This is a genomic window from Novosphingobium sp. (assembly GCF_031424035.1).
Taxonomy (GTDB): Bacteria; Pseudomonadota; Alphaproteobacteria; order Sphingomonadales; family Sphingomonadaceae; genus Novosphingobium.
Map to the genome: position 1 here is coordinate 17683 of NZ_JANPGP010000141.1, position 26809 is coordinate 44491.

Sequence of the window (26809 nt, forward strand, 5' to 3'; positions counted from 1 at the left end):
GGGAATGCCCTGGCGGCGGCGAAGCTGCGTCTGCCAGGGGCGAATTGGGCTAGGACATCTTCCGGAAAATCACTTCGCAATTGACCGGGCTTTCCAGCTTGAGATTATCCGGCCCGTACAGCGGTTCGGGCTGGGTCAGGCCCAGCGGATCGCTGAATGCGATGGTCAGGTCGCTGGCGCAGGCCATGTCGATCACACGGTAATTGCTATTGCTGACCATCAGCAAGCCGCCCGGCTTCAGACAGCGGATGAGGCCGGCTACCGCGCGTTCCACCTTTTCGAACGGCAGATAGGCCTCGCACGAAGGCGGGCGCAGGCGGGTCAGTTCGCCGTGGCGCAACACGGCCATGGCGCAGATCGCGTCATAACGGGCGGACGGTTCGTCATCGAGTGAACCCGAGCAGCGGAAGGTGATGCCGGTTTGGTCCGCACGGCGCGCCAGGGCGGCATTGGCGACTGCGATCGAATGGGCATTGATGTCGATCCCGGTCAGTTCGGCATCCGGAAAGTAGCCGCGCAGGGAAAACACCTCTTCGCCGGTCGAGCAGCCGAACGACAGGATGCGCGGGCGTTCAATGCGCGCCAGTTCGTGCTGCAGCGCCTGAAAATAGGGGGGATACCGATCGGCGAAGGTCGCAGAGGACCACTGCAACAGCTGGTCGCCTTGCGTTTCGCGGGCAATTCTCAGCGCACGGCGGTGCGGGTCGGCCAGTTCGCGCAGCCAGCGATAGACGTTTACCGCAAGTGGGAGCGATCCGGCGAGGCGCCTGGCTTCCTCAAGGAATGATCGCCCCGTCACCCGTCGTCAGACCCCGTGATAGCCCTTGTACCACTCGATGAACTTGGGAACGCCTACATCGATGCTCGTCGTCGGCTTGTAACCGAGATCGCCCGAAATCGCGTCGATGTCGGCAAAGCTCTGCGGCACGTCGCCCGGCTGCATTGGCTGGAAGTCGATGATAGCCTTCTTGCCCAGCTGTTCCTCAAGGATCTCGATCACTTTCATCAGGTGTTCGCTCTTGTGGTTGCCGATGTTGTAAAGCCGGTGCGGCTTGGTGCTGCCGCCGGCCTTGACCGCGCCGTCATCGGGGGCGGGATTGTCAAGGCAGGCCATGACGCCGGCAATGATGTCCGCGATGAAGGTGAAATCGCGGTACATCTCGCCGTGGTTGAACACCGGGATCGGCTGGCCGGCGAGGATCGCCTTGGTGAAGATCCACATCATCATGTCGGGCCGGCCCCACGGACCATAGACGGTGAAAAAGCGCAGGCCGGTGAGCGGCAGGCGGTAGAGGTGAGCGTAGGTCTCGCTCATCAGCTCGTCGGCTTTCTTGGTCGCGGCGTAGAGGCTGACCGGCTGGTCGACGCGGTCTTCCACGGCAAAGGGCAGCTTGGTGTTGCCGCCGTAAACCGAGCTGGAACTGGCATAGACCATGTTGTCGAGCTCGCGGTGGCGCGCGACTTCGAGCATGTTGAGATGGCCGGCAAGGTTCGCGTGCAGGTAGGCGTGCGGGTGGGTGATCGAATAGCGCACCCCGGCCTGCGCGCCAAGGTGGACCACGCGGTCAAAGGTGTAGGGCTTCAGCGCCTCGACCAGCGGTTCGTAAAGCGCGAAGTCCTGCTTGACGAAGGTGAAGCGGCTGCCGCCTTCCTCGCGCAGGACGGCAAGGCGGGCTTCCTTCAGGCTGACGTCGTAATAGTCATTGACGCAGTCGACCCCGATCACCTCGTCGCCGCGCGCGAGCAGCTTGCGGGTGAGCGAGAAACCGATGAACCCGGCCGCGCCGGTGACGAGAACTTTCATGGGGTGTCCTTAGTGCATTTTAGTTGTTTCGCGCAAAGGCCGCAGAGGTCGCAAAGATCATCGTGATTGCGGCGTAGCCGCTTCCGATCCTGATCCGGGCTCATTCAGGCGTTCGAGCCTAGAAAGCCTGCGGCGGCGAGCCCGCCATCTTTGCGACCTTTGCGGCCTTTGCGCGAACAGGTTCTTAAAGCGTCCAGTCAGCCCCGCCGCCGAGCGCGCCCTTGAGGTCGGCGAGGCTGCCGCCGTTCGCCACCAGCGAGCGCAGCGTGCTGGCGCCCAGCGCGAGGTATTCGCGGTGCGGTACGGCGAGCAGGACGAGGTCGTACGCGCCCGAAGGCTCTCCGCCCTGCAGCGTCAGTTCGTATTCGTGCGCGGCTTCGTCGGGATCGGCGTGGGGATCGTGGACGGTCACGTCATGGCCAAGGCCCTTGAGCGCGCCGATCAGGTCCGCGACCTTCGAATTGCGCAGGTCGGGCACGTCCTCCTTGAAGGTCAGGCCGAGGACCAACACCGATCCGGGCTTGCCTCCGCGCAGGCCATGCAGGCGCTGCGCGACCCATGCCGCCATGCCATCGTTCACCCCGCGCCCGGCAAGGATCACCTGCGGGTCGAGCCCCAGTTCCTCGGCGCGGTGCGACAGGTAATAGGGATCGACGCCGATGCAGTGACCGCCGACGAGACCGGGCGAGAAGGGCAGGAAGTTCCACTTGGTGCGTGCCGCTTCCAGCACGTCCCAGACCGAGAGGTCCATTGCGCCGAAGATCTGCGCAATCTCGTTCATGAAGGCGATGTTGATGTCGCGCTGGGCGTTCTCGATCACCTTGGCAGCTTCGGCGGCCTTGATCGACTTGGCGCGGAACACGCCGCCGCTGGTGATGGCGTTATAGAGGTTCGCCACGCGGTCGAGCACTTCGGGGGTCTGGCCCGAGACGACCTTGGTGATCTTGTCGATCGTGTGTTCGCGGTCACCCGGATTAATGCGTTCGGGGCTGTAGCCAAGGAAGAAGTCCTTGCCGCAGGTGAGGCCGGAAACCTCTTCGAGGATCGGCGCGCAAAGGTCTTCGGTGACGCCGGGATAGACCGTGGATTCATAGACGATCACCGGCGCGCGACCCTCTGCCACGGCAGGCGCGATCATCGTTGCGACTGTGCGGCTGGCCTTTTCGACGAGGCCGAGGTCTGGGCGGTTGGCGCCGTCGATCGGGGTGGGGACGGTGACGATGTAGAAGTCCGACGGCGGGCAGGTGCCGGGATCGGCGGTCAGTGCCAGGCTGCTCGCCGTCATCCGCTCGCGGTCGATCTCGCCGGTGCGGTCATGGCCGCTCTTCAGCTCGTCAATGCGGCGCGTGTCGATGTCGAGCCCGGTGGTTTCGAACTGCTTGGCCAGCGCCACGGCGAGCGGCAGGCCGACATAGCCAAGACCAATCACGGTCACGCGCGGGGTATGGGTTGTCATGGGAGTCCTTGTGCTTGTGCGCAATCTGGCGCGGTCACTTGTGGCCGAAGCCGGTGAACACCGTGCGGATCGTCTTCACCACGATCAGGATGTCCAGCCACAGCGAGAAATTGCGGATGTAGTAGAAGTCGTATTGCAGCTTTGTGCGGATATCGTGAATTTCGGCGACATGGCCCTGATTGACCTGCGCCCAGCCGGTGATGCCCGGCCGCACGACGTGGCGATAGCGGTAGAAGGGAATCTCCGCCTCGTACCATTCGGACAATTGCGATGCTTCGGGGCGCGGGCCGATCCAGCTCATCTGGCCGGCGAGGATGTTGAAGGCCTGTGGCAGTTCATCGATCCGGGTGCGGCGCAGGAAGCGGCCGAGCTTGGTGATGCGCCGGTCGTTTTCCTTGGTGATGAACTGGTCGATCCCGGCCCGATCCCCAGACCGTTCCTCACCTCCGCGCGGGTGCTGGCGATCTTCGCGCATGGTACGGAACTTGATCACGCTGAATTCGTGCCCGCGGTAGCCCATCCGGCGCTGCATGAAGAACACCGGCCCCGGACTGTCGAGCTTGATCGCCATTGCGACAATCGCGAACAGCGGCAGCAGCAGAATGATCACGGGCAGGGCGATCAGCCGGTCGACCCACTGCTTGAATTCGAGCAGGCTGGCAAGCGGGCCAAGCGCGCCGAAGGTGTTTTCCGACAAGTGCTCCAGATCGGCGCGGCCAGTCAGCGATTCATAGAGGTCCTTCGAATGGTAGACCGGAATCCCGGCCAGTGTGTAATCCGCCAGCCGCGCTTCCCATGCGTCGCTGTGGTCATGGCGGAAATCGGCGGTCACGGCGTCGATCTGTTCAGGCAGGGCGGTGCCATCAAGCCGGACGGCCTCGACCCCGTTCATCGCATCGAACAGTCCGACGCGTCCGCCTTCGACCACGCCGAGCACCAGCTGCGTCTTGCGCTGGGTCATGGCGTAGACAAGGAAGAACCACGCCACCGACAGCACGAAAGCAACAACCAGCAGCGAGCGCGAATATTCGATACGGAGCAGCAGGATCACCGTCAGCGTCAGGCCGAACGAGGCGAGGAAGCCTGGCAGGATGCCGGAACTTTCGCGCGTGCCCGGCAGGCTGGCGACTGAACTGTGCAGCCAAAAGCCCAAGACCAGCGCACACAGCGCGGCAATCGCGGTATTGTCGGTTTCAGGCCTTTGCCACGAAGCCGGCAGCGACCAGACCTGAACCAGCCAGGGCAGCAAAACGCAGATGAGGCACGCGGTGATCAGTTGAACCATCGGGTGCAGCCAGGTGCTGCGTCTCTGGAACCGCCTGTTAGCGATCGTCATTCAAAGCCTGCTTCCGTCCCGGCCATTGCCCGCCCATGGGTCACGGGCCCGTTCGCGGCCCCTATAGTCGCAAAACGCGTCATGTCGCAATTGGTTCACGCCACTTCGGCACCTTTCCGCCTCCGGGCTGTTCTCAGGCTGGACCTCGTTCCGGTTTGCCCGTAACGCACCCGCCAACCCTTCAGTAATTAGGCCGAGCCAGCGCCCGCATGCCCATTCCCCAGCGTATAGTTCCTGTCCGCCACGGCGACGCACGCGGCTGGTTTACCGAAAGTTACAGCCGGCGCCGCCTTGCCGAACTCGGCATCACGGATGATTTCGTGCAGGACAATCACAGCTTTTCAGCAGCGCGAGGCACCCTGCGCGGCCTGCATTTCCAGACCCCCCCGCACGGCCAGGCCAAACTGGTGCGCTGCCTTGCCGGGGCCATCTGGGACGTGGCGGTGGACCTGCGCGCCGGATCGCCGACTTATGGCAAATGGGTCGGATGTGAACTGACTGCGGCAGGCGGCGAACAGCTCTATGTGCCGATCGGGTTCGCGCACGGCTTCGTCACTCTGACTGACAATGTCGAGGTCGCTTACAAGACCTCGGACTATTACGCGCCCGATTGCGATGGCGGCGTGGCCTGGGACGATCCTGACATTGCCCTCGCCTGGCCACTGGAAGGCATGGAGCCGATGCTGTCGGACAAGGACAAGAAACTGCCCCGGCTGGCCGACTTTGCCAGCCCCTTCGCCTATGACGGCATTCCCATGGCGGAGCTCGATTGATCATGCAGCACAAGCGTATCCTTGTTACCGGCGGCGCGGGCTTCATCGGCTCAGCAGTGGTTCGCCAGCTGATTGGTGAGACCGAGGCCGAAGTCCTCAATGTCGACAAGCTGACTTATGCCGGCAACCTGTCGTCGCTGGCCCATGCGAGGGCTTCGAACCGGCACCACTTCCTGCAGGCCGACATCTGCGACGCCGCCGCCATGGCGCGCGCTTTTGCCGATTTCCGCCCCGATGCGGTGATGCACCTTGCCGCCGAAAGTCATGTCGATCGCTCGATCGACGGGCCGGCGGAATTCATCCAGACCAATGTCGTCGGCACTTTCACCCTGCTCGACGCGGCGACGGCTTACTGGCGCGGGCTGGACGATGCGGCACGTGCCGCGTTCCGTTTTCACCACATCTCGACCGACGAAGTCTTCGGCTCGCTCGGCGACGACGGCATGTTCACCGAGGAAACCGCCTACGATCCGCGCTCGCCCTATTCGGCGTCGAAGGCATCGAGCGACCACCTCGTGCGGGCCTGGCATCACACCCACGGCCTGCCGGTGGTGGTGACCAATTGCTCGAACAATTACGGGCCGTACCACTTCCCCGAAAAGCTGATCCCGCTGGTGATCCTGAAGGCCATCTCGGGCGAGCCGCTGCCGGTCTATGGCGACGGTTCGAACATCCGCGACTGGCTTCATGTCGAAGACCACGCCCGCGCGCTGCGGCTGGTGGTCGATCAGGGCGTTCCCGGCGAAACCTATTGCGTCGGCGGCAATTCGGAGCGCACCAACCTGCAGGTCGTCCATGCGATCTGCGACGAACTCGATGCCGCGCGCCCCCGCGCTGACGGCGAATCCTACCGCTCGCAAATCACCTATGTGAAGGACCGCCCGGGCCACGATTTCCGCTATGCCATCGACACCGCGAAGATCGGTCGCGAGCTTGGCTGGAGCCCGCAGGAAAGTTTCGAAAGCGGCATTGCCGGCACCGTGCGCTGGTATCTGGACAACGAAGCCTGGTGGTCGGCAATCCATGACGGTTCGTACCGCGGTGAACGACTTGGCCTTTCAAGTGACGACGCAGCCAATGGCTGAACGCTGGCTCGTCACCGGCGGGACGGGGCAGGTCGGCACGGCATTTCAGCGCCTGTCGCTGCCGGGTGTCGAAGTGGTCGCTCCGTCGCGTGCGCAGTTCGATCTTGCCGCGCTGCCCGATCTCGATCCCCTGCTCAAAGGTGTCACCGCAATCATCAATTGCGGCGCGTACACCGCTGTCGACAAGGCCGAGAGCGAGCCGCTGATGGCCCGCGCGATCAATACTGCCGCGCCGGCCCGGCTGGCCGCCGCCGCCGCGCGCGCCGGCATCCCGATCATCCATGTTTCGACCGACTATGTCTTTCCGGCGGACGGCAAAGGCCCGTGGCGCGAGGACGATGTCATCGGTCCGGTCAGCGTCTATGGCCAGACCAAGGCCGATGGCGAGGACGCCGTGCGCGCATCGGGCGCGCGCCATGCGATTGTCCGCACCGCATGGGTGATCAGCGCGGATGGCGCGAATTTCATCAAGACCATGCTGCGGCTGGGCGCCGAGCGCGACACCTTGAGTGTCGTGGCCGACCAGCGCGGCTGCCCGACCCATGCCGGCGATCTTGCCGAGGCACTGGCGGCGATCACCGCGCGCTTCACCAGCGATCCGGCGCAAGCTTCGGGTACCTGGCATTGCACCAATATGGGTGAAACAACCTGGCATGGCCTCGCCCAGCACGCTTTCGCCAGCGCCGCTGCTTGCGGTATGAAGGTGCCGGTGATGGTGGAGCCGATCACCACGGCAGACTATCCCACCCCGGCACGCCGGCCCGCCGATTCGCGGCTCGATTGCAGCCGCCTTGCTGCGGACTTCGGCTTGCAATTGCGCCCGTGGCAGCAGGCGGTGGATGAAGTGGTTCGCCAGCTGGCGGGCCAAACGCCCGGAAGGACTTGACGATGAAGGGTATTATTCTCGCCGGCGGATCGGGCACGCGCCTGCATCCGGCGACCCTGGCGGTGAACAAGCAGCTGCTGCCGATCTACGACAAGCCAATGATCTTCTTTCCGCTGTCGACGCTGATGCTCGCCGGCATCCGCGAAGTGCTGATCATCTCGTCGCCCGAATATATCGACAATTACAAGCGCCTGTTCGGTACGGGCGAGCAGTTCGGGCTGGCAATCGACTATGCCGTCCAGCCCAAGCCTGAGGGGCTAGCGCAGGCTTTCCACATCGGTGCGGACTTCGTTGCCGGCGGGCCATCGGCGCTCGTTCTGGGCGACAACATCTTTTACGGTGCCGGCCTGCCCGACATGCTGAAACGCGCGCGGGAACGTGCCGCCGTGGGCGCGGCGACCGTGTTCGGCTATCATGTCGAAGATGCCAAAGCTTACGGCGTGGTCGAACTCGATGGCGATTACCGCGCGCTGTCGATCGAGGAAAAGCCTCAGAACCCCAAGTCGCACTGGGCAGTCACGGGCCTCTATTTCTACGACGAACGCGTGGTTGATCTTGCCCGGCAGGTAAAGCCTTCGCACCGCGGGGAGCTTGAGATTACCGACCTCAACCGCATGTACATGGAATTGGGCGAGCTCCACGTCGAGCGTATGGGCCGCGGCTATGCCTGGCTTGATACCGGCACCCATGACAGCCTGCTCGAAGCCGGCGAATTCGTCCGCACGCTCCAGCACCGGCAGGGCATCCAGCTCGCCTGTCTGGAAGAAATCGCCTGGGAGAACGGCTGGATCGACGATGCCGCTCTGCGCGAGAGGGGCAACTATTTCGCCAAGACCGGCTATGGCCAGTACCTCCTGCGCCTGCTCGGCGAAAGCTGAGCCGCATCTGCCGTGACTTCGCCGGGCGTCCTCTACATCAGTTACGACGGTATGCTCGAACCGCTCGGGCAGAGCCAGGTGCTGGCCTATGTCGAGCGGCTGACCGATACCGCGCGCGTTCATATCGTCAGCTTTGAAAAACCGGCGGACTGGGCCGATCTTTCCCGGCGTGAAGCGCTGCGGGCGCGGATGGCGACCGCCGGCGTGACCTGGCATCCGCTGACCTATCACAAGCGGCCGACCCTGCCGGCCACGCTGTTCGATCTGGCGCAGGCGGTGGTCGTCGGCACCTGGCTCTGCGCGCGGCATGGCCTCGGCATTGTCCATGCACGGTCCTACGTGGCGGCGCTGGCGGGCTGGATGATCAAGCTGCTCACCGGAGCAACGCTGCTGTTCGACATGCGCGGCCTGTGGGCCGATGAGCGCACGGACGGCGGCATCTGGCCTGAAGGAGGGCGCCTCTACCGCGCGGTCAAGCGGATCGAGAAGACCCTGCTGCTCGGCGCGGACCACATCGTCACGCTGACTCATGCCTCGAAATCCGTGATCGAGAACTTTCCCTATCTCAGGGGAAGACCGCACGCGCCCATCAGCGTGATCCCGACCTGCGCCGATCTGGACCGCTTCACCATCGGCGACGGGGCAAAACCGCAGCCGTTCACGCTCGGCTATCTCGGCTCGATCGGCACGTGGTATCTGTTCGATGAGGTGCTGGCCTGCTTCGTGTTGCTGCGCGCCAAGCGGCCCGACGCGCGCCTGCTGGTGATCAATCGCAACGAGCAAGACCTTGTGCAGGAGCGCGCCGCCGCTTTCGCCATTCCGCCCGAGGCAATCGAGATCACCGGCGCCGACCATGCCCGCGTGCCAGAGCAGGTCCGCCGGATGAGCGCGGGGGCTGCGATCATCAAGCCGGTGTTCTCCAAGATTGCCAGCGCTCCGACCAAGCTCGCCGAATACCTCGGTTGCGGGGTGCCGTGCCTCGGCAATGTCGGGGTGGGCGACATGGAAATGATGCTTGAGGACGAAGGCGCCGGGGTTGCGCTGCGCGACTTTTCCGATGCCGAGCGTGCCCGAGCGGTGGACCGCCTGCTCGCCATGGCCGACGATCCCGCCACCGCCGCACACTGCCGCCAAGTCGCGCTGCGCCACTTCTCGGTGGAGACCGGGGCGGAAGATTACCGCAAGATCTGGCTGGGACTGGCGTCATGACGTCAAACACCACCCGGAGGATGCTCGTCATCTGTCCGTTCCCCGAAGGCTGCGCGGCTCAGCAGCGGCTGAAGTACGAACAGTACTTCGCCGACTGGCGCAGCGCCGGCTGGGAGATCGAGGTTTCCAGCTTCCTCGACCGCAAGGCCTGGGACGTGCTTTACAAGCCGGGCCACTTGCTGGCCAAGGCGTGGGGCACGCTCAAGGGTTACCTGCGCCGCTCCCGCGACATTACCCGCACCGGGCGTTATGACCTCGTCTATGTCTGCATGTGGGCCACGCCGTTCTTCGGCCCGCTGTTCGAACGCCTGATCCGGGCGCGCGCCAGGGCGCTGGTCTATGACATCGAGGATAACGTGCTGTCCGGCGCGGATGGGCAGGCGGACAATCCCAATCCGATGTCGCGCCTGCTCAAGAGCCAATCGAAATTCCTCTACCTGATCCGCGAGGCGGACCATGTGATCACCTCCTCGCCGTTCCTCAATGAAACCTGCATGGGCATCAACCGGGCGCGGGCCTGCACCTATATCTCGTCGTCGGTCGATACCGACCGTTTCCAGCCCGCGACGCCCTATTCGAACGACAAGCCGGTAGTGATCGGCTGGACCGGGACCTTCTCAAGTTCGGTCTATCTCGATCTGCTGCGCGGCGTGTTCCAGCGGCTGGCGCAGAAGGTGCCGTTCCGCCTGCGTGTGATCGGCAACTTCGATTACGAACTGCCCGGTGTCGATCTTGAAGTCATCCGCTGGTCGGCGGCAGAGGAAGTTGCGCAGCTGCAGGCGCTCGACATCGGCGTCTATCCGCTGCCAATCGATGACTGGGTGCTCGGCAAGTCGGGGCTGAAGGCGATCCAGTACATGGCCTTTGCCCTGCCCTGTGTCGCGACCGAGGTGGGTACCACGCCGATGATCATCCAGAATGAACGCAATGGCATTCTGGTAAAAACCGAGCAGGAATGGGAACTTGCGCTCGAAAGGCTGATTGCTGAACCCACTCTGCGCCGGCAGCTGGGTGAGGCAGCGCGCAAGGATGCGGTGGCAAAATATTCGCTGGCCGCTATTGCAGGACAATATCGGGCGGTGATCGAATCCGCGATTGAGCAGGGAAGCAATGGGTAGCAAGATTTTTATGGCTGGCGTCGGCGGTATGCTGGGCGAAGCCTTCCACCACACTTTTTCGCAAAGCCACGAAATTGTCTGCACCGACAAAGACGTGAATGCGCCGTGGCTGTCGTTCCTCGATTTCCGCGACCGCGAGGAATATGCGCGGCAGGTTCTGGCGATGAAGCCGGACTACCTGTTCCACATTGGCGCGCACACCAGCCTCGAATATTGCGAGGACGACATCGCCGATGCCTATGCGACTAACACCCTGCCGGTGGAGAACGCGGTCTGGCTGGCCAACCGGCTCGATATTCCGCTGCTCTACATTTCCACTGCCGGCATTTTCGACGGCGCGCAGGAAACCTATGACGATTGGGACCAGCCCAACCCGCTGGGCCACTATGCGCGCTCGAAATATATGGGCGAACGCTTCGTGGTCGAAAACGCGTCGCGCTACCTCGTCTGCCGCGCCGGCTGGATGATGGGTGCGGGGCCGGACAAGGACAAGAAGTTCATCCAGAAGCTGATGGCCCAGCTCAAGGCCGGGGCGAAAGAGCTCAAGGTCGTCGACGACAAGCTTGGCACGCCTACCTACACGCGCGATTTCGCCGCGCAGGTGAAGGTGCTGGTCGAGCAGGAACTCTGGGGCCTCTACAACATGGTTTGCGCCGGGGTGACCAGCCGTCTCGAAGTGGCGCAGTACCTCGTCAAGGCGCTCGGCAAGGACAGCGAGATCGCGGTCAGCCCGGTTTCGTCGGACTATTTCGCGCAGGAATACTTCGCACCGCGTCCGCCCAGTGAGCGGCTGCTGACCGCCAAGCTTGACTTGCGCGGGGTGAACGTCATGCGTGACTGGCGCGTCTGTCTGGATGAATATCTGGCCGACAAGTATCAGGGGTATCTCGGGTAGGATGATCGACGGGGGGGCAATCGCCGGGGGGCACCAGCAGACCGAAAGCAAGGGCGACCTGATCGACCCTGCGCGCTTCCTGCGCGACCTTGCCAATCCCGGACTGGTCTCCGCGATTGACCTCATGCGCTGGCTCGCTGCCGCCGTGGTCGTGATCAGCCACGCGCGGTTGCCGCTGGTCAAACCCTATGCCTTGCTCCTGCCCGAACAACGCCCGCTGTGGGTGCAGGGCTGGTATTTCGTCACCGGCTATTATGTCGAGGCGGTGCTGATCTTCTTCGTGCTCTCGGGCTTTCTCGTCGGCGGGATGGGGCTGGCGCGGCTGAAACAGGGCACGTTCGACGCGCCGGGCTATGCGGTTGACCGGTTCAGCCGGCTTTACACTGCGTTTCTGCCGGCGTTGTTGCTGTCGGTGGCGCTGACCTGGGTTGGCATGCGCTGGTTCGACGCCACCGGGCTCTTTTCGGGCACCCACCCGAATTACGCCGCATCGGGCACAACGCTGGTCTTCGCCGACAATGCCGGCTGGGGCAACTTCACCGGCAACCTGTTCATGCTGCAATGGTTCCGCGAGAACCTGTTTGCCGCGCCCTATGGTGCCAATCCGCCGCTCTATACGCTGTCGAGCGAGTTCTGGTTCTATGCCGTGTTCGGCCTGCTGGGCGCCGCAGCCAACGCCCGCGCGAGGAAGCGCGTGGTGCTGATCACGCTGGCAGTTATCGCTACGCTGGTGCTAGGCTCGACCTTCTGGATCTATCTCGGCATGTGGCTGATCGGCGTGGCGGCTGCCGTCGTCCGCCCGACGCGCCTGCCGATCACGATCCCTGCACTCGGCCTGTTCGGCGCGATCCTGATCCTTCGGCGCTATATCGATGCTGCCGGCATCACCGATGCCCTGTTGCGCAATGCCGTCCTCTACGGCGTGTGCATCAGCATGGCACTGGTCCTGCTCGGCCTGCGCGGCCGCCGTCTGGCCTGGGCCGAGGCGATGGCCCCGTTCAACAAGGCCATGGCCGACTTTTCTTACAGCCTTTACCTGATCCACTATCCGCTGATGATCCTGTTCGTCGCCATGCTGGGCACGCTGACCGGCGCCCCCGGCTTCGCTGCGGGCATGGCGCCGACCGAGCCGCTGGCGCTCGCCGTCTATGCCGCCGTGATCGCGCTCTGCTTTGGCGCTTCGTGGATATTCGCGCAGGTTTTCGAACGACGTACCGGACTGGTGCGCGGCTGGCTCAAGCGGCACCTGCTGCGGCGTTAGAGGGCCTCAGCCCGCGCGCTTCCACGCTTGGAACATCAGCACCGACCACAAGGGCTGGGTCGCATCCTCGCGGCCATCAAGGTGCCGCTGCCAGCGCGTCCGGACCACCTTGGCATCGAACAGGCCGTCCTCGCCCAGTGCCTTTTCAGACAGCAGATCTTCGGCCCAATCGCGCAACGGGCCCTTCATCCACACCCCAACCGGAATGGCAAAACCCGCCTTGGGCCGGTCGATCAGCTCGCGCGGGACATAGCGGTACAGCAGCGTCTTGAGGATCGCCTTGCCGCCGCCATTCGCGAACTTCAGGCCGGGTGAAACCCGCGCCGCCAGCGCCGTGACTTGTGGATCAAGGAAAGGAATCCGCGATTCAAGGCTGACCGCCATGCCCGCGCGGTCCACCTTGCACAGGATGTCGTCAGGCAGGTAGGTCACCGCATCGGCGTGCATCATCCGCAGTTCCAGCGGCAAGTGCGCCAGACGCGGATCGAGCGCGAGGCGCTGCGAACTTGTCACGCCGCCGGCCAGCGGGTTTCCGGATAAGGCCCAGTCGTCCATGAAGCTGTCGAACAGGGAATCGAAATCGCGCGCCCGGCCCATCTGGCGCAGCGCGCGGCGGGCATTGTCACCGAACCACGCCGAGCGGCGGCGGCGGGTAAGGTCGGACAGGCCGTTCCACACCCCCGGCGGCACCGCTCCGGCAGCTTCAAGCGCAGCGCGGCGCAGCGGACCCGGCACCTTGTCCATCGCGCGCCACAGTCGGGGGAACTGGATGTGGCGGTTGTAGCCGCCGAACAATTCGTCCCCGGCGTCGCCTGACAGCGAAACGGTGACCTGGCTGTGAGCCAGTTTTGAAACGAGATGCGTCGGGATCTGCGAGCTGTCGGCAAAGGGCTCGTCATACATCGCCGGAAGCTGCGGGATCACTTCGAGCGCGTCGGCAGGGCTGACGTAAAGCTCGGTATGATCGGTGCCGAGGGCGGCCGCGACCTTTTTGGCGAAGACCGCCTCGTCAAAGCCGGCTTCGGAAAAGCCGATAGTGAAGGTCTTGATCGGGCGGCTGACGCATTTCTGCGCGATGGCGGTGATCAGCGAGCTATCGATCCCACCCGACAGGAAATTGCCCACCGGAACGTCGGCCACCAGTTGCCGCTCCACGGCGCCGGTCAGCACGCTATCGAGCGCTTCGAGCGCCTCGGCCTCGTCAGTGATCGGATCGGCGGCGCCGGCGATGACCTGATCGGCATAGTCGAACCAGCGGTGCACTGCCGGCGGCGCATCCTGCGGGGTGCGGGCAAAGTCCTCGCTCACCCGCAGCAGGCAGCCCGGCGGCAGCTTGAACACGCGCTCGTGGATTGACAGCGGCGCGGGCATATAGGCGCGCGCCATCAGGCCGGCGAGCGCCTCGCGGCTGACCGGGTTGGCAAACCCCGGCGCGGCGCGGATCGGACCGAGCGTGGAGGCAAAGGCAAAGCCCTGCGTGGTCCAGCCATAGTACAGCGGCTTTTCGCCAAAGCGGTCGCGCGCCAGCACCAGTTCGCGGGTCCGCGAATCCCAGACGCCGAGCGCGAACATGCCGTGCGCCTTTTCGAGTGCAGCCTCGATGCCCCAGGCGGCGATCGCGGCGATCAGCACTTCGCTGTCCGAATGGCCGCGCCAGTTGGGTGCCTTGCCTTGCGCTTCCAGCTCGGCGCGCAGGTCCTGGAAATTGTAGATCTCGCCGTTGTAGGTCAGCGTGTAGCGTCCGCAGGCCGAATGCATCGGCTGGTGCCCGGCCTCGGTCAGGTCGATGATTGCAAGGCGGCGATGGGCGAGCCCGATCGCGCCCTTTTCGTCAACCCATTCGCCCGACGAATCTGGCCCGCGCGGGACGATCCGGTCGGTCATGGCGCGCAGGACGTGCGGGGTAACGGCCAAGGACGTGGACAGGAAACCGGCTATGCCGCACATCGAAAAACTGCTCCTGCTGGCAGGCGCAAGGGCACCGGCTCACCTTGCGCGGGGTATGGCACCTGACCTGCCGGTTCAACCCATTTGTCGTCCGACTCTGGCCATTTGTGGCTCTCAGCGGGCCATGCCTCTTGCTCCCTTGGCCCTTGGCCGGTTACGGGGGGCGCAATGAAACAGACGATCAAGCGCTGGCGCGACAATAGCCCCCTGATGGAGCCCCTGTGCCGCCTGCTGCGCGCGACCGGCATGGTGCCGGCTCGCCTGTGGCATCACTTGCCCTTCACCGGCACGGCTGACTTTCTGGTTGCCGGCACTCGGGTGAAAATGAACCATTTCGGAGCAGAAATTGAAAACAGCCTGTTCTGGGCCGGTTTCGGTGCCGACTGGGAAGGCACGACGCTGCTCGCCTGGGAGCGGCTGGCGATTGGCCAGAAAGTGATCTTCGACGTCGGGGCCAATACCGGTCTGTTCGCGGTCGCTGCCAAGGCGGCCAGCCCGCAGGCAATGGTCCACGCCTTTGAACCGCTCCCCGCAATTGCCGACCGGCTGCGCGCCAATGTTGCGCTCAACGGATTCGACGTGACGGTCCACGCCGCCGCCGTCTCCGATTCCGATGGCACGGCCGAGATCAAGCTGATGCAGGCCGATCACGAATATTCCGCCAGCTTCGAACATATGGACTGGATGGACACGGCTGAGGCCATATCGATCGAAGTGCCGGTGATACGCCTGGCCAGCGTGATCGCCGACAGCGGTCACCGGCCCGACCTGATCAAGATCGATGTCGAGCGGCACGAACCGCAGGCACTTCGCGGCTTGTGGCCCGCAATTGCCGATGGTCCAATGCCGGCAATGGTGATCGAGATCCTCGACGATGAATGCGCTGCTGCCGTTGCCGCCGAAGTCGCGGATCGCGGCTATCGCTCTTATGTCATCCGCGAAGGCGTGGGCATCGAGGCGGACACCATCCGCTTCGTTCCCGGCACGATGAACTGGCTGCTGCTGCCCGAAGGCATGAGCGGTCCCGCCGGTGAACTAGCCGCGCAGCTCGCCGCCAAAGGCCGCATCAGCCACGCCGAGCTTGCCGGGTCGCGGCCCCGAAGTCACAGTCAGCCACGGAACTCGAATTGAACCAAGCGCTGCCTCAAGCGGGCGGCACGGCGGGCAGCAGTGCGGGCATCAACGCTGGCCGGGCGGCGTTCCTCCTGCCCGACATGGGCGGCGGCGGCACCGAGCGGCTGACGGTCGAGCTGGCCAACGGCTTTGCCGCGCGCGGGGCGCAGGTTGACTGTGTGCTGATGCAGGCGCGTGGGGAATTCCTGCCCCTGCTCGATCCGGCGGTGCGGGTGGTGGACCTTGGCGTTCCGCGTCTGCGCCATGTGCCCGGGGCGCTGAGGGCCTATCTGAAGCGCGAGACGCCCGATGCCCTGCTCGCGGCGATGTGGCCGCTGACCAGCGTGGCGGTTCTGGCAACACGCGGGCTGGCAAAACGCCCGCGCCTGCTGCTGTCGGACCATTGCCCTCTGCTGGAACAATATGCCCAGCCGCTGCACACCAACCTGTCGCTGCGCCTCACCGCGCCGCTGACGTATCGCGCGGCGGACGGGGTGATCGCGGTGTCGCAGGGTCTCGCACAAGAAATGGAGCAACTGGCGCATTTGCCGAAAGGCAGCGTGCAGACAATCTGGAACCCGATCGAGCGCCCGGCCAATTCGACTTGGGGCGCCCACGTGTGGGACAACCTGCCGCGTCCACACCTGCTCGCAATGGGCAAGCTCAAGGCGGAGAAGAACTTCGCGTTGCTGATCCGGGCCTTTGCAGAGTTCGCTGCCCACGCGCCGGGAACGCTGGCGATTGTCGGCGAAGGCCAGGAGCGCGCTGCACTCGAAGCTCTCGTCGGCGAGCTGGGTCTTGATGACCGCGTTGTGCTTCCCGGCTTCTGCGCAACGCCGGGCGACTGGTATGCCGGGGCCGACCTCTTCGTATTGTCGAGCAACTTCGAAGGCTTCGGCAACGTCATGGTCGAGGCGATGCACTACGGCTTGCCGGTGGTCGCAACCGATTGCCCCCACGGCCCCGCCGAAGCGCTGGGCGGCGGACGATGGGGCACGCTGGTGCCGATGAACGATCCGGCGGCCCTTGCCAAGGCCATGGCCGATGCATTGGAAGCACCGTCCAAGCCGATCCTCCAGCGCGCCCGCGCCGGGCAGTTTTCCGCCACGCGCGCGGTCGATGCCTATTGGCAGGCGATGTTTCCATGAGCGGCGAGAAGCCCTCTCCCGTGCGGCATTTCCTGCGCTCGTCCGGCGTCATGGCTTTGCTTTATGGCGGGTCGGTCGGGCTGACGTTTCTGGTCGGCGTGCTGCTCGCGCGGCTGCTCGGTGCGTCGGGTTACGGCGTCTATGCACTGGCCATGACCACCGCGACTCTGGCCGGCATCGCCACCGAATTCGGCCTGCCGGTGCTCGCCATGCGCGAAACCGGGACGGCGCGGGCGAGTGGTGACTGGTCGGGGCTCAAAGGACTGCTCGGCTGGGCGGACCGGGCAATCGCTGTGCTGTCGGTCGTGCTGGCGCTGGGTACCTGGGCGGGGGTGTGGATCTTCGCGGCGCGGGGCGCATCGGCTTACCTCGCGACGCTGCTCTGGGCCGTGGCGCTGGTGCCCTTCGTCGCCGTGGGCAAGCTGCGCAGCTTCGTGCTGCTGGCGCTCGACCATACCTTTGCCAGCCAGTTCCCGGTGATGATCCTGCGGCCGCTGCTGTTCCTGATCGGCTGCAGCGGGCTGTGGTGGGTCAGTGGCAGTCTTGCCGCGTGGCAAGCTATGGCGGCGCAGGTGTTCGGCGCGGCGGTGGCGATGGGTATCGTCGTGTGGCTGTTCCGCCGCGTCCGCCCGACCGAGCTTGCTACCGCGCGGCCTGTGCGGGACGTGCGACACTGGCTCTCCGCCTGCCTGCCGATGGGTCTGACCGAAGGCCTGCGCCTGCTGCAAGGCCAGCTCGCCCTGCTGCTCACCGGTGCGCTGGCCGGGACCGCGCAGGCGGGCATTTACCGCGTAGCGGACGCCGTGGCACAGATCACCGCGCTGGTGGCATCGGTCGTCGGCACGGCGGCAACGCCGATGTTCGCGCGGCTGTGGCGTGAGGGTGACCGGCGAGCGCTGCAACGGGTGGCGGCGGCGTCGGCCTGGGCGATGATCGGCGGAGCGTTGCTGATCGGCGCGCCAATCCTGCTGCTGGGCGACTGGCTGTTCCCGCGCCTGTTCGGCGCCGATTTTGTCGCCTCGGTCCCGGTCTTCGCGGTCCTGTGGTGCGGCAGCCTTGCCACGGCGGTGTTCGGACTGACGCTGGCGGTAGCCAACATGACCGGAGAACACATGCTCTCGACCCGAGCTTTCGGCCTGATCGCGGCGGTCAACCTTGCCGCCGGGTTCTGGGCGGTGAGCCATTACGGGGCGATGGGCGCGGCGGCGGCATCGGCGCTTGGCTCCTTCGTCGGCGCGGCCTATTGCGCGGCCATGCTCCACCGGCGTACCGGCATCAATTCGACCGCGTTCAACCGTGCGTTGTTGCCGGCAGGCGGGGGCGATGCGGCAAAGGGGGAAGGGGCATGATCCTGCGCAAGGGCTTTGCATTGCTGCGCCGCATGCGCCTCGCCCTGCGCAGCGCCGCGATGCGCGCCTATTTCCGCACTGCCTATCCGGGCATTTCCTGTGCCGCTTCAGCACGGTTCGGACCGCGCGCCAGGCTGCGCGCCTTCGCTGGCGGAAGCATCGAAATCGGCGCAGGCTGCTTCATCCATGATGATGTGCTGATGATCGCCGATGGTGGCGCTTTGCGACTCGAGGCAGGCACCCATGTCGGGCGCGGCTCGGTGATTGCCTGCAAGGAGGGCATCACCATCGGAGCTGGATCGCAGGTCGCCGAACAGGTCACGATCCGCGATCACGACCACAACTGGCAAGGCGACGCGCCGCTGGCCGAACAAGGCTTTGCCACCGCGCCGATTGCCATTGGACACGATGTCTGGCTGGCAGCCAAGGTGACCGTGACAAAGGGCGTGACCATTGCCGCCCGGTCCGTCGTCGGGGCCAATTCGGTGGTCACCCGCAGCCTCGAAACGCGCGGTGCCTACGCCGGGGCACCGGCGCGGCTGCTTGGCGCGCCGACCGATCAGGGCAATCCCTGAGCTTGCCGCTGCGCCCTTCGTCTAGTACCCGGTCGAACGACAGATGCTGATTTACTGGCTCCTCCTTGCATTTCCGGCGCTGATGGCGCTGGCCTATCCGGTCGGAGCGCCGCGCGGATCGCTGCGCGGCGGGCAGATCTTCGCGCTTGCGCTGTTCGTCATCTTCTACACCGCGCTTGGCGCGTTCCGGTATGAAACCGGGGGGGATTGGTTGACTTACGACGAAATGTTCGAGGACATGCGCGTCGATACGCTCGCCTATGCGATGACCCGGACCGATCCGCTCTACGGCTTCTTCAACTGGCTGTCCGCCCAGCTCGGCACCGGCATCTATCTGGTCAACGGGGTCTGCTGCCTCGTCCTGGCTTACGGCGTGGTGCGCGTTGCCACCTCGTTCCGCGAACCCTGGCTGGCGGTGCTGATCGCGGTGCCCTATCTGCTGATCGTTGTCGGTTTCGGCTATGTCCGGCAAGGCGCGGCAATCGGCATGATGCTGCTGGCCATCGCCTCGATGGACCGGTCGAATCCGATACGAACGTTGGTTTACCTTGCCATCGCCGTGGCCTTCCACTCGACCGCAGCGCTGACCATTCCGCTGTTCGTCTTCGGCATGGCCCCGCGCAACAAGCTGCTGGCAACGGCGGCGGGCGTTGTCGGCGCGGCCGCTTTCGTCTTCGTGCTCGCCCCTCGCCTCAATTCCTTCGAACTCGGCTATCTGGAGGCGGAATACGATTCGGGCGGCGCGGCGGCGCGTCTGGTGATGAGCCTGGTTCCCAGCGCGCTGATCGTCCTGCGCTGGCGGCATTTCGTCGCCGGTGCCAAGGTGCGGCCGGTCTGGCTGATGATGGCGGTGGCCAATTTCATTGCGGTCGTGGCGCTGGTGCTCAGCCCTTCGTCAACTGCGGTTGACCGTATCGCGCTGTTCTTCTCGGTGATCCAGATGGCCGCTTTCGGAGAATTCCGCGCGCTGGCCGGCGTGTCTGACCGGATGGCGCAATTTACCCGGCTTATTCTGATCGGCGTGGCCGTTGCGGTGCAGAGCGTCTGGCTGATCTTCGGCACCCATGCGATCTTCTGGGTGCCTTACCAGTCCGTCTTCGAGAACCTCTGATCGTGACCCGTGTGATTGCCGGCCCAATTGCGGTCTGCGCCAATCAGGCGTGGAATCTCGTCAATTTCCGCGCCGGGCTGATCCGCGCGCTGATCGCCCGGGGCTTTTCCGTCGTCGCGATTGCCCCGCCCGATGCCGAGATGGAACGCCGGCTGGCCGATATGGGCTGCGCCTTCGAGCCAGTGGAAATCGATTCGGCAGGCCTCTCCCCGCTGCGCGATTTCGCCACCTTCTTCGCCTTTCGCCGCGCCATCGCGCGCCACAAGCCAGCTGCGTGGTTGTCATGGACGATCAAGCCCAACGTCTATGGCTCGCTTGCCGCACGGTTGGCGGGGGTGCCGGCTTTTCCCAACGTTTCAGGGCTGGGCACGGCCTTCATCCGGCAGGGCCTGCTGACGCAGATCGCCAAGCGGCTCTATCGCACCGGCTTTGCCCGGGCGCACCGCGTGTTCTTCCAGAACACCGATGACCGTGACCTGTTCGTGGCGCTCGGCATGGTCCGCGCGGGCCAAACGGCACTGCTGCCGGGCTCGGGCATAGACGCCAATCACTGGGCCCCGGCGAGCGATGAGCGCCCCGGCCCCAACCGCTTCCTGATGATCGCCCGCGTCGTCGCGGACAAGGGCGTGCGCGAATATGCCGAGGCGGCAAAGGCCGTCCGCGCCCATCTTCCCGAAGCACGATTCGCCTTGATGGGCCCGCTCGATGTCGCCAACCGCACCGCGATTGCCCGTGATGAAGTGGAGCGTTGGCAGGATGAGGGCGCGATCGAATACCTGCCACCCGCGGACGATGTGCGCGCTGCCGTCAACGCGGCGGACTGGATCGTGCTGCCTTCGTACCGCGAAGGCTTGTCGCGCGTGCTTCTCGAAGCGGCGGCCATGGCGCGCCCCATTGTCACCACCGATGTGCCGGGGTGCCGCGATGTCGTGACCGATGGGGTCAACGGCTTCCTGTGCGAAGCACGCGATACCGGCTCGCTCGCCGCCTCGCTGGAACGGGCCGCGGCCTGTGATGATAGCCGCTGGCGGGCCATGGGGCAGGCGGGGCGGGAGCGGGTCAGGACCGAGTTTTCGCAGGAACGGGTTACGCAGCTCTACCTGGAGGCATTGGATTCCGCCGGAATTGTGCCTCCGGTTCCGACCTAACGGGCCGTCCCAATCCCTTTGCAATTATCCCTTCATGCCCTAGAAGCGTGCCCGGATTAACAGTTACGATGACGTTGAGGAGGCTAGGCTTGGGCGACCAGTTGCAGGAAACTGCCGGAACTTCGCATGTTGGCGAAGCGCTGTGGAGCGCGTGGCAGGTAGCGGCACGTCTGGTGCTGGTTCTGGCTCTCGCGCTGATTCTCGCCGGGTGCAACACCCGCGGCGGCAAGATCCCCTATGACCCTGCGGGCTTCGGCGCGCCGGACCGTGCCGAACTGGGCACGGAAGCCTATGACGTGCCGCTCGGCCCGCTCGACGTGATCCGCGTCAGCGTGTTCCGCGTGCCCGATCTTTCGGCCGACTATCAGGTCGATGCCTTCGGCAATCTCGATCTGCCGCTGGTCGGCAAGTTTTCGGTGCGTGACCAGAGCCCGGACCAGCTTTCGACCCTGCTTGAGCAGAAGTACGGCACCAAGTACCTGCAGAACCCGGAAATCACCGTGCGCGTGGTCAATACCAACCGCACCAGTGTGACGGTTGAAGGCGGCGTCAACGCGCCGGGCATTTATGCCCTGCCGGGCCGCACCAGCCTGCTGGGCGCAATCGCCCTGGCACGCGGCATCAACAGCAATGACGGCAATGCCAAGCGCGTGGCGATCTTCCGCAAGCGTGAAGGCAAGACGCAGGCGGCGGCCTTCGACGTCACCTCGATCCGGCGCGGGGAAATGGCAGATCCGACCGTCTATCCCGGCGATACCATCGTGGTCGACAGTTCGAGCCTGCGCTCGCTTTACCGCGACCTGATCCAGGCGGTTCCGCTGATCGCCATCTTCGGCAATCTCTAGAAACGGGAATCGGCAAGACATGAATTCCCAGACGATGAGCGCAGGCAATGCGCCCCAGTCCACCCCGCTTGAAGCGCCGGTTCAGTCACATGGCTTCGAACTGGGTGACGTGCTGCGCATCCTTTCGGAACAGCGCAAGATCATCTTCGGCGCGGGCATTATCGGCCTGATCCTCGGGATTGTCGCCAGCCTGTTGATGACCCCGATGTATCGCTCGACCGCGCTGCTCGAGATCAACAACCAGACCAATGACATGCTGGTCGATGCCGGCCGCAAGTCGCCGCAGGCCCAGCAGCGCCTTGCCAGCCAGGAACTCGTCGCCACCCAGATCGGCCTGCTGCGCAGCGAAAAGCTGGCGCGCCGCGTGGTCGAGGATCTCAACCTCGCCTCACTGCCTGACTATGGCGGCGATTCCGGCACGCGGGAAGCGCGCACCAAGCGGGCAACCGGCGTGCTGATGCTCGGCACGACGGTAGAGCCGGTCAAGAACAGCCTGCTGATCCAGGTCAGCCAGACCGCCAAGGACCCGGCAATGGCGGCGAAAATCGCCAATGGCCTCGCCAACGGATTCATCGCCTCCAGCCTGGAACGCCGTTTCGATTCCTCGTCCTATGCGCGCAAGTTCCTGTCGGACCAGCTCGAACGGACCAAGGCTTCGCTTGAGGATTCTGAGCGCAAGCTCAACGCCTATTCGATGAATTCGGGCGTGTTCCGCACACAGTCGATCACCGTTGAAGGCAAGACCTCGGAAGGCGCGACGCTCGCCCAGTCGGACCTTGGCCTGCTCAATGAAGCGCTCAATGTGGCGCGGGTGCGCCGCATTACGGCGGAGAACGCATTCAAGAGCGCCTCGGTCGACTTCTCGGGCGATCAGGCCGCAGCGGTCGGCCCGCTGGTCGCACAACGCTCCGAACTGCAGGCGCAGTACGACGAGAAATCGAAGGTCTTCAAGGCGGACTATCCCGCCATGCGCGAACTGCAGGCGCGCATCGCCCGCGTTGATGCCAACATCAATTCGGAGCGCGGCCGCACCTCGGGCAACCGCCGCGCCGAACTTCAGGGCGAATATCAGGCCGCCGTCCGCGCCGAAGCGCAGCTCGCCTCGCGCGTTGCCTCGGCCAAGGGCGAAGTCCAGGGCGAGCGCGGCCGCTCGATCGAATACAACATCCTCCAGCGTGAGGCGGATACCAACCGCGCGCTCTATGATGCCCTGCTGCAGCGCTACAAGGAAATCGGCGTCGCTGGCGGCATCGGCCAGAGCAACGTGTCGGTCGTCGATCCTGCTGGCGCGCCTGGCGGTCCCTACAGCCCGCGCATGGCCTATAATGCACTGGCCGGGCTGCTGCTCGGCTTTGGTGTTGGCGTAGCGCTCGCCTTTGCGGTTCACCTGCTGTTCGATGCCATTATCGACCCGGCTGATGTCCGCAACAAGCTGCACCTGCCGGTGCTCGGCGTGATCCCGATGGATACGGAGGACCGCACGCTGATGGAGGCACTGGCCGATCGCAAGTCGGACATTTCCGAGGCCTATTACTCGGTCCGCACCGCGCTCAAGTTCTCGACCTCGAAGGGGGCACCGCGGACACTGCTGGTCACTTCGACGCGGCCGGGCGAAGGCAAGTCGACCTCGGCCTTCGCGATTGCCAGCTCGATGGCGCGCCTTGGCACCAAGGTGCTGCTGATCGACGCCGACTTGCGCAAGCCGACTTTCGTGTCGAGCCGTTCGGACGGCTATGGCCTGGCGCACCTGCTCGGCACAGAAGAGCCGCTTTCGGCCTATGTCGAAACCACGCAGGCCGAAAACCTCAGCCTGCTTCCGGTTGGCCGTTTCGTCGGTTCGGCAGCGGAACTGTTATCGTCAAACCGCCTGCCGGCGATCATCGCCGAAGCGCGCGATACGTTCGAGATGGTCGTGATCGACGGTCCGCCGGTGCTTGGCCTGACGGACGCCCCGCTGCTCGGCTCGACTGCCGAGGCGACAGCGATTGTCATCGAAAGCCGCGCCTCGCGCACCGGGAACGTGGCAGAAATGGTCCGCCGCCTCGCCGAAGCCGGCGCGCGCATTTCGGGCGTGATCCTCACCAAGGTTACCCAGGGCAATGCCGCCTATGGTTACAGCTACTATTCGTACAGCTACGGCACGGACGGAGTCGGCGGCAAGGTGTCCTCCGATCCCGCCCGCGCACTCGACCTGAACAAGGCCGAGAGCTCAGCGGACTGGCGCTGAACGGACTGACAAGGCAGGACCCATGCGTATCGAACGGGATTCCGAAACCGGGTCACACCGGGTGCTGAAGGCGTTGGCGGCGGGTGTCGCTGTCGCTGCGCTTGCGATTGTCGCCCATGTCGGGCGCATCGCGGAATCGTCGGTGGCCGGCGCGGTGCCGGCGCTTGGCGCCTTCGGGCCGGGCAAGATCGGGCAATTGCGCGCGATGCAGCTTGACCAGACCGGCGCGGTTCCTGCGGGCGCGGCCGAACTTGGTCGCGAAGCGCTAGCCAAGGCGCCGCTGGCCTATGAACCCTTCATGGCCGTCGCGGCTTCCGGTTTCCGCGAAAAGGCGGCCATCGGCAGCGCGGCTGACGCCAAGCTGCTGACCGAGGCGCTGCGCCGCAATCCCCGCTCGCGCGAGGCGCGCTATTTCCTGATGCGCCATGCACTCGGCACCGGCGATCTCAATGGCGCGGTAGGGCACATTGCCGTGCTCAACCGGCTGACCAACGGCGTCACTGACCAGCTTATGCCCGGCCTCGGCGCAGCGATCCGCAGTGAGAAACAGGTCGATGAAGCCGTCGCCGCGCTGGCCCCGCATCCTGAACTGCTCGAACCCTTCCTCAAGGGCTTTTCGGCCAAGGCCAAGCCGGCGGCCCTGTCGACCCGGCTGGTCCAGCGCCTGCCGCGCAGCAGCTTCGCCGATCCCGCCGTGCGCCGGCAGGCGATCCGCCTGCTGATCTCGGCCCAGGCGTTTACTCAGGCGCGCGGCCTGTGGGGCACGGGCGCCGCAAGTAGCGGCCTGATCCACAGCGCCGATTTCTCCGATACCAAGGCGCCGCCGCCGTTCAACTGGGACCTGCGCGCCGATGCCACCGGCGCAGCGGAGCGCGACCCCGCCGGTGGTCTGGCGATCGACTATTTCGGCCGGACGCCCGGACCGCTGGTGTCGCAGCTGCTGACGCTCGCCCCCGGGACTTACAAGGCGCGGCTCGATTATCGCACGACCGGCGGTACGCCAGGCGCGCTTGGACTGCAGATGACCTGCGCGGGCAAGGACCTGCGGGTGTTCGACCAGCCGCTGACGGGAACCGCCGGTGCCAGCCAGGCGCTTGTGGTCACCTTCACCGTGCCGCAGGGCTGCCCCGGCCAACAGCTCGCCATCGCCGGCCGCGTGCAGGAAAGCCGCGATTCGCAGCAGGCGCTGGTGCAAAAGCTTGATGTCATCCCGGGAGCCGCGAAATGAGCCTTGCGACCCGCGCCAATGCCACACTGGCCTATCTCGTGTTCGTGCTCCTGCTGGGTGGGGCGAGCGCCGCCAGCCCGGTCGGCAATGTCTTCCTGCAATTGCTTGGTGCCGGGCTGATCGGCTGGACCCTGCTCGATCGCAGCGCCGAGGGCGTCATGCACACCGGGCTCCGCAAGTTCGCGTTCGCGCTTGGCGTGCTGATGGCGGTGCAATTCGTGCCCATGCCACCCGCCCTGTGGCAGCACCTGCCCGGCCGAGACACGATCTATAACGGCTTTGTCCTGATTGGCGCGCCCGCGCCGTGGCTCACGTTGTCGCTCAATCCGTGGCACTCGCTGGCGAGCTTCGCCTGGTGGATCCCCGCCGCTGCGCTGTTCCTGTCGATGCGGACCAGCGGCGCACCGCTGAGCCGCCACGTCATTGGCGTGGTGACAGCGGTGGCGGCCCTTTCGGTCGTGTTCGGCGGCCTGCAGACGACTGCCGGCGCGTTCTATTTCTACGAGATCACCAATATCGGCGAAGGTCCGGGCTTCTTCTCGAACAGCAACCACCAGGGCAGCTTCCTGCTCTGCGCGTTGGCACTGTGGGGCTGCTGGGCCATCGGCGAAATGCGGGGCGGTGCAATCGGGGGCAAGACGCTCGACACATCGCGCGCGCTTCATTCGGGAGTGGCGCTGCTGCTCGTCGTCGGCGTTGTCGTATCAGGTTCGCTCGCTTGCCAGCTGCTGCTGATCCCAGTCCTCGCCTCGCTGGCGCTGGTGCTGAAGCCGGACCTGCGCGTGCCGTTCCTGCTCGTCCTGGTCGGCGGCCTGTTGGTTCTGGGCGGGCTCGGGGCCTTCCTGATCTATGGTCCGGCGGAAAACGACTTGCTGGTCAAAGGCACGGTACCCGGCATCAGCCGTCAGGAATTCCTTGTCACCGGCCTCAAGATTCTCGGCGATTTCGCGCCGTTCGGCAGCGGCAGCGGCACCTTTGTCGAACTGTACCGCTGGTATGAAGACCCGGCGCAGGTCAGCACCACTTTCGTCAATCACGCACATGACGACCTGCTTGAACTGCTGATCGAAACCGGCGTGTTCGGCCTCGCCGTGCTGGGGCTGTTCCTGATCTGGTTCGTGCCGCGTGCGTGGAGCCTGTGGGCCGGTCCGCGCCGCAATGTCGTGCCGCTGGCCGCCAGCATGGTCATCGCCACCGAACTGCTGCACAGCCTGGTCGACTATCCGTTGCGCACTGCGGCAATGAGCAGCATCGTGGCAATCGCCTGCGTGCTGATGGTCCGCCCGGCCGATGCTCCGCGCAGCCGCTCGCGCCGGGGCAATCGCCCGCGCACGGGTGAATCGGCCCGGGAAATGGTTCAGATCTGACAGGTTTGACCGGACCCGCTGCAATGCAGGGCCCGGTTCAGTCGCCGCGC

Annotated in this window: 23 protein-coding genes; 18 read left to right on the plus strand and 5 right to left on the minus strand. The window is 65.0% G+C overall.

What is annotated here, in order from left to right; translation table 11 throughout:
- Positions 1-49: 49 nt before the first annotated feature.
- The 4 genes from RMO89_RS19450 to RMO89_RS19465 all read right to left on the minus strand — a co-directional run bounded on the left by RMO89_RS19450 (position 50) and on the right by RMO89_RS19465 (position 4545).
- A complete protein-coding gene (locus tag RMO89_RS19450) occupies positions 50-799 on the minus strand; it encodes a class I SAM-dependent methyltransferase (RefSeq protein WP_310535251.1) in 750 nt (249 codons plus the stop codon).
- Positions 800-805: 6 nt separating this feature from the next.
- A complete protein-coding gene (locus RMO89_RS19455) occupies positions 806-1804 on the minus strand; it encodes a GDP-mannose 4,6-dehydratase (protein WP_310535253.1) in 999 nt (332 codons plus the stop codon).
- Between the two features lie 184 nt (positions 1805-1988).
- Complete coding sequence (locus tag RMO89_RS19460) at positions 1989-3260, minus strand: nucleotide sugar dehydrogenase (RefSeq protein WP_310535254.1); 1272 nt, start codon at positions 3258-3260, stop codon at positions 1989-1991.
- Positions 3261-3294: 34 nt separating this feature from the next.
- The gene (locus RMO89_RS19465; protein WP_310535255.1) at positions 3295-4545 is read right to left on the minus strand and encodes a sugar transferase; all 1251 of its coding nucleotides are present in this window, start codon (positions 4543-4545) and stop codon (positions 3295-3297) included.
- A 260-nt stretch (positions 4546-4805) separates the two neighbouring features.
- On the opposite strand from RMO89_RS19465, the gene rfbC reads away from it, so the two are divergent.
- Genes rfbC through RMO89_RS19505 form a run of 8 tightly spaced genes read left to right on the plus strand, consistent with a single transcriptional unit; the run spans position 4806 to position 12701 of the window.
- On the plus strand, positions 4806-5369 hold the full coding sequence (gene rfbC, locus RMO89_RS19470; protein WP_310535256.1) for a dTDP-4-dehydrorhamnose 3,5-epimerase: 564 nt from the start codon (positions 4806-4808) through the stop codon (positions 5367-5369).
- A gap of 2 nt (positions 5370-5371) precedes the next feature.
- Complete coding sequence (gene rfbB / locus RMO89_RS19475) at positions 5372-6454, plus strand: dTDP-glucose 4,6-dehydratase (protein ID WP_310535257.1); 1083 nt, start codon at positions 5372-5374, stop codon at positions 6452-6454.
- Entirely contained in the window at positions 6447-7340 is an 894-nt protein-coding gene (gene rfbD, locus RMO89_RS19480; protein ID WP_310535259.1) for a dTDP-4-dehydrorhamnose reductase, read from the plus strand. Before rfbB ends, rfbD begins: the two co-directional genes overlap by 8 nt.
- 2 nt (positions 7341-7342) lie before the next feature.
- On the plus strand, positions 7343-8218 hold the full coding sequence (rfbA, locus tag RMO89_RS19485; protein ID WP_310535260.1) for a glucose-1-phosphate thymidylyltransferase RfbA: 876 nt from the start codon (positions 7343-7345) through the stop codon (positions 8216-8218).
- Between the two features lie 12 nt (positions 8219-8230).
- Positions 8231-9427 carry a glycosyltransferase gene (locus tag RMO89_RS19490; RefSeq protein ID WP_310535261.1) on the plus strand — a complete coding sequence of 399 codons (1197 nt, stop codon included), beginning with the start codon at positions 8231-8233 and terminating at the stop codon, positions 9425-9427.
- A complete protein-coding gene (locus tag RMO89_RS19495) occupies positions 9424-10545 on the plus strand; it encodes a glycosyltransferase family 4 protein (protein ID WP_310535262.1) in 1122 nt (373 codons plus the stop codon). The genes RMO89_RS19490 and RMO89_RS19495 overlap by 4 nt, the downstream gene beginning before the upstream one ends.
- On the plus strand, positions 10538-11440 hold the full coding sequence (locus tag RMO89_RS19500) for an NAD(P)-dependent oxidoreductase (RefSeq protein ID WP_310535263.1): 903 nt from the start codon (positions 10538-10540) through the stop codon (positions 11438-11440). The genes RMO89_RS19495 and RMO89_RS19500 overlap by 8 nt, the downstream gene beginning before the upstream one ends.
- Complete coding sequence (locus RMO89_RS19505; protein ID WP_310535265.1) at positions 11379-12701, plus strand: acyltransferase; 1323 nt, start codon at positions 11379-11381, stop codon at positions 12699-12701. Before RMO89_RS19500 ends, RMO89_RS19505 begins: the two co-directional genes overlap by 62 nt.
- Positions 12702-12707: 6 nt before the next feature.
- Here the strand turns inward: RMO89_RS19505 and asnB are convergent, their stop codons facing one another.
- A complete protein-coding gene (asnB, locus tag RMO89_RS19510) occupies positions 12708-14648 on the minus strand; it encodes an asparagine synthase (glutamine-hydrolyzing) (RefSeq protein ID WP_310535266.1) in 1941 nt (646 codons plus the stop codon).
- Between the two features lie 168 nt (positions 14649-14816).
- Here asnB and RMO89_RS19515 point away from each other — a divergent pair, with 168 nt between their 5' ends.
- The 10 genes from RMO89_RS19515 (at position 14817) to RMO89_RS19560 (ending at position 26759) form a co-directional block, all read left to right on the plus strand.
- The gene (locus tag RMO89_RS19515; RefSeq protein ID WP_310535268.1) at positions 14817-15779 is read left to right on the plus strand and encodes an FkbM family methyltransferase; all 963 of its coding nucleotides are present in this window, start codon (positions 14817-14819) and stop codon (positions 15777-15779) included.
- A complete protein-coding gene (locus tag RMO89_RS19520; RefSeq protein WP_310535269.1) occupies positions 15776-16909 on the plus strand; it encodes a glycosyltransferase in 1134 nt (377 codons plus the stop codon). The genes RMO89_RS19515 and RMO89_RS19520 overlap by 4 nt, the downstream gene beginning before the upstream one ends.
- Positions 16906-18258 carry a lipopolysaccharide biosynthesis protein gene (locus tag RMO89_RS19525; protein WP_310535270.1) on the plus strand — a complete coding sequence of 451 codons (1353 nt, stop codon included), beginning with the start codon at positions 16906-16908 and terminating at the stop codon, positions 18256-18258. Before RMO89_RS19520 ends, RMO89_RS19525 begins: the two co-directional genes overlap by 4 nt.
- On the plus strand, positions 18255-18833 hold the full coding sequence (locus RMO89_RS19530) for an acyltransferase (protein ID WP_310535271.1): 579 nt from the start codon (positions 18255-18257) through the stop codon (positions 18831-18833). Before RMO89_RS19525 ends, RMO89_RS19530 begins: the two co-directional genes overlap by 4 nt.
- Before the next feature lie 82 nt (positions 18834-18915).
- Positions 18916-19944 carry an EpsG family protein gene (locus RMO89_RS19535; protein WP_310535273.1) on the plus strand — a complete coding sequence of 343 codons (1029 nt, stop codon included), beginning with the start codon at positions 18916-18918 and terminating at the stop codon, positions 19942-19944.
- Positions 19945-19946: 2 nt separating this feature from the next.
- The gene (locus RMO89_RS19540) at positions 19947-21092 is read left to right on the plus strand and encodes a glycosyltransferase family 4 protein (RefSeq protein WP_310535275.1); all 1146 of its coding nucleotides are present in this window, start codon (positions 19947-19949) and stop codon (positions 21090-21092) included.
- 89 nt (positions 21093-21181) lie between these two features.
- Positions 21182-21937, plus strand: coding sequence for a polysaccharide biosynthesis/export family protein (locus tag RMO89_RS19545; RefSeq protein ID WP_310535277.1), 756 nt, complete (start codon positions 21182-21184; stop codon positions 21935-21937).
- Positions 21938-21956: 19 nt separating this feature from the next.
- Complete coding sequence (locus RMO89_RS19550; RefSeq protein WP_310535279.1) at positions 21957-24164, plus strand: polysaccharide biosynthesis tyrosine autokinase; 2208 nt, start codon at positions 21957-21959, stop codon at positions 24162-24164.
- 22 nt (positions 24165-24186) lie between these two features.
- Positions 24187-25392 carry a hypothetical protein gene (locus RMO89_RS19555; RefSeq protein ID WP_310535280.1) on the plus strand — a complete coding sequence of 402 codons (1206 nt, stop codon included), beginning with the start codon at positions 24187-24189 and terminating at the stop codon, positions 25390-25392.
- Entirely contained in the window at positions 25389-26759 is a 1371-nt protein-coding gene (locus RMO89_RS19560; protein ID WP_310535281.1) for an O-antigen ligase family protein, read from the plus strand. The genes RMO89_RS19555 and RMO89_RS19560 overlap by 4 nt, the downstream gene beginning before the upstream one ends.
- Positions 26760-26809: the final 50 nt, after the last annotated feature.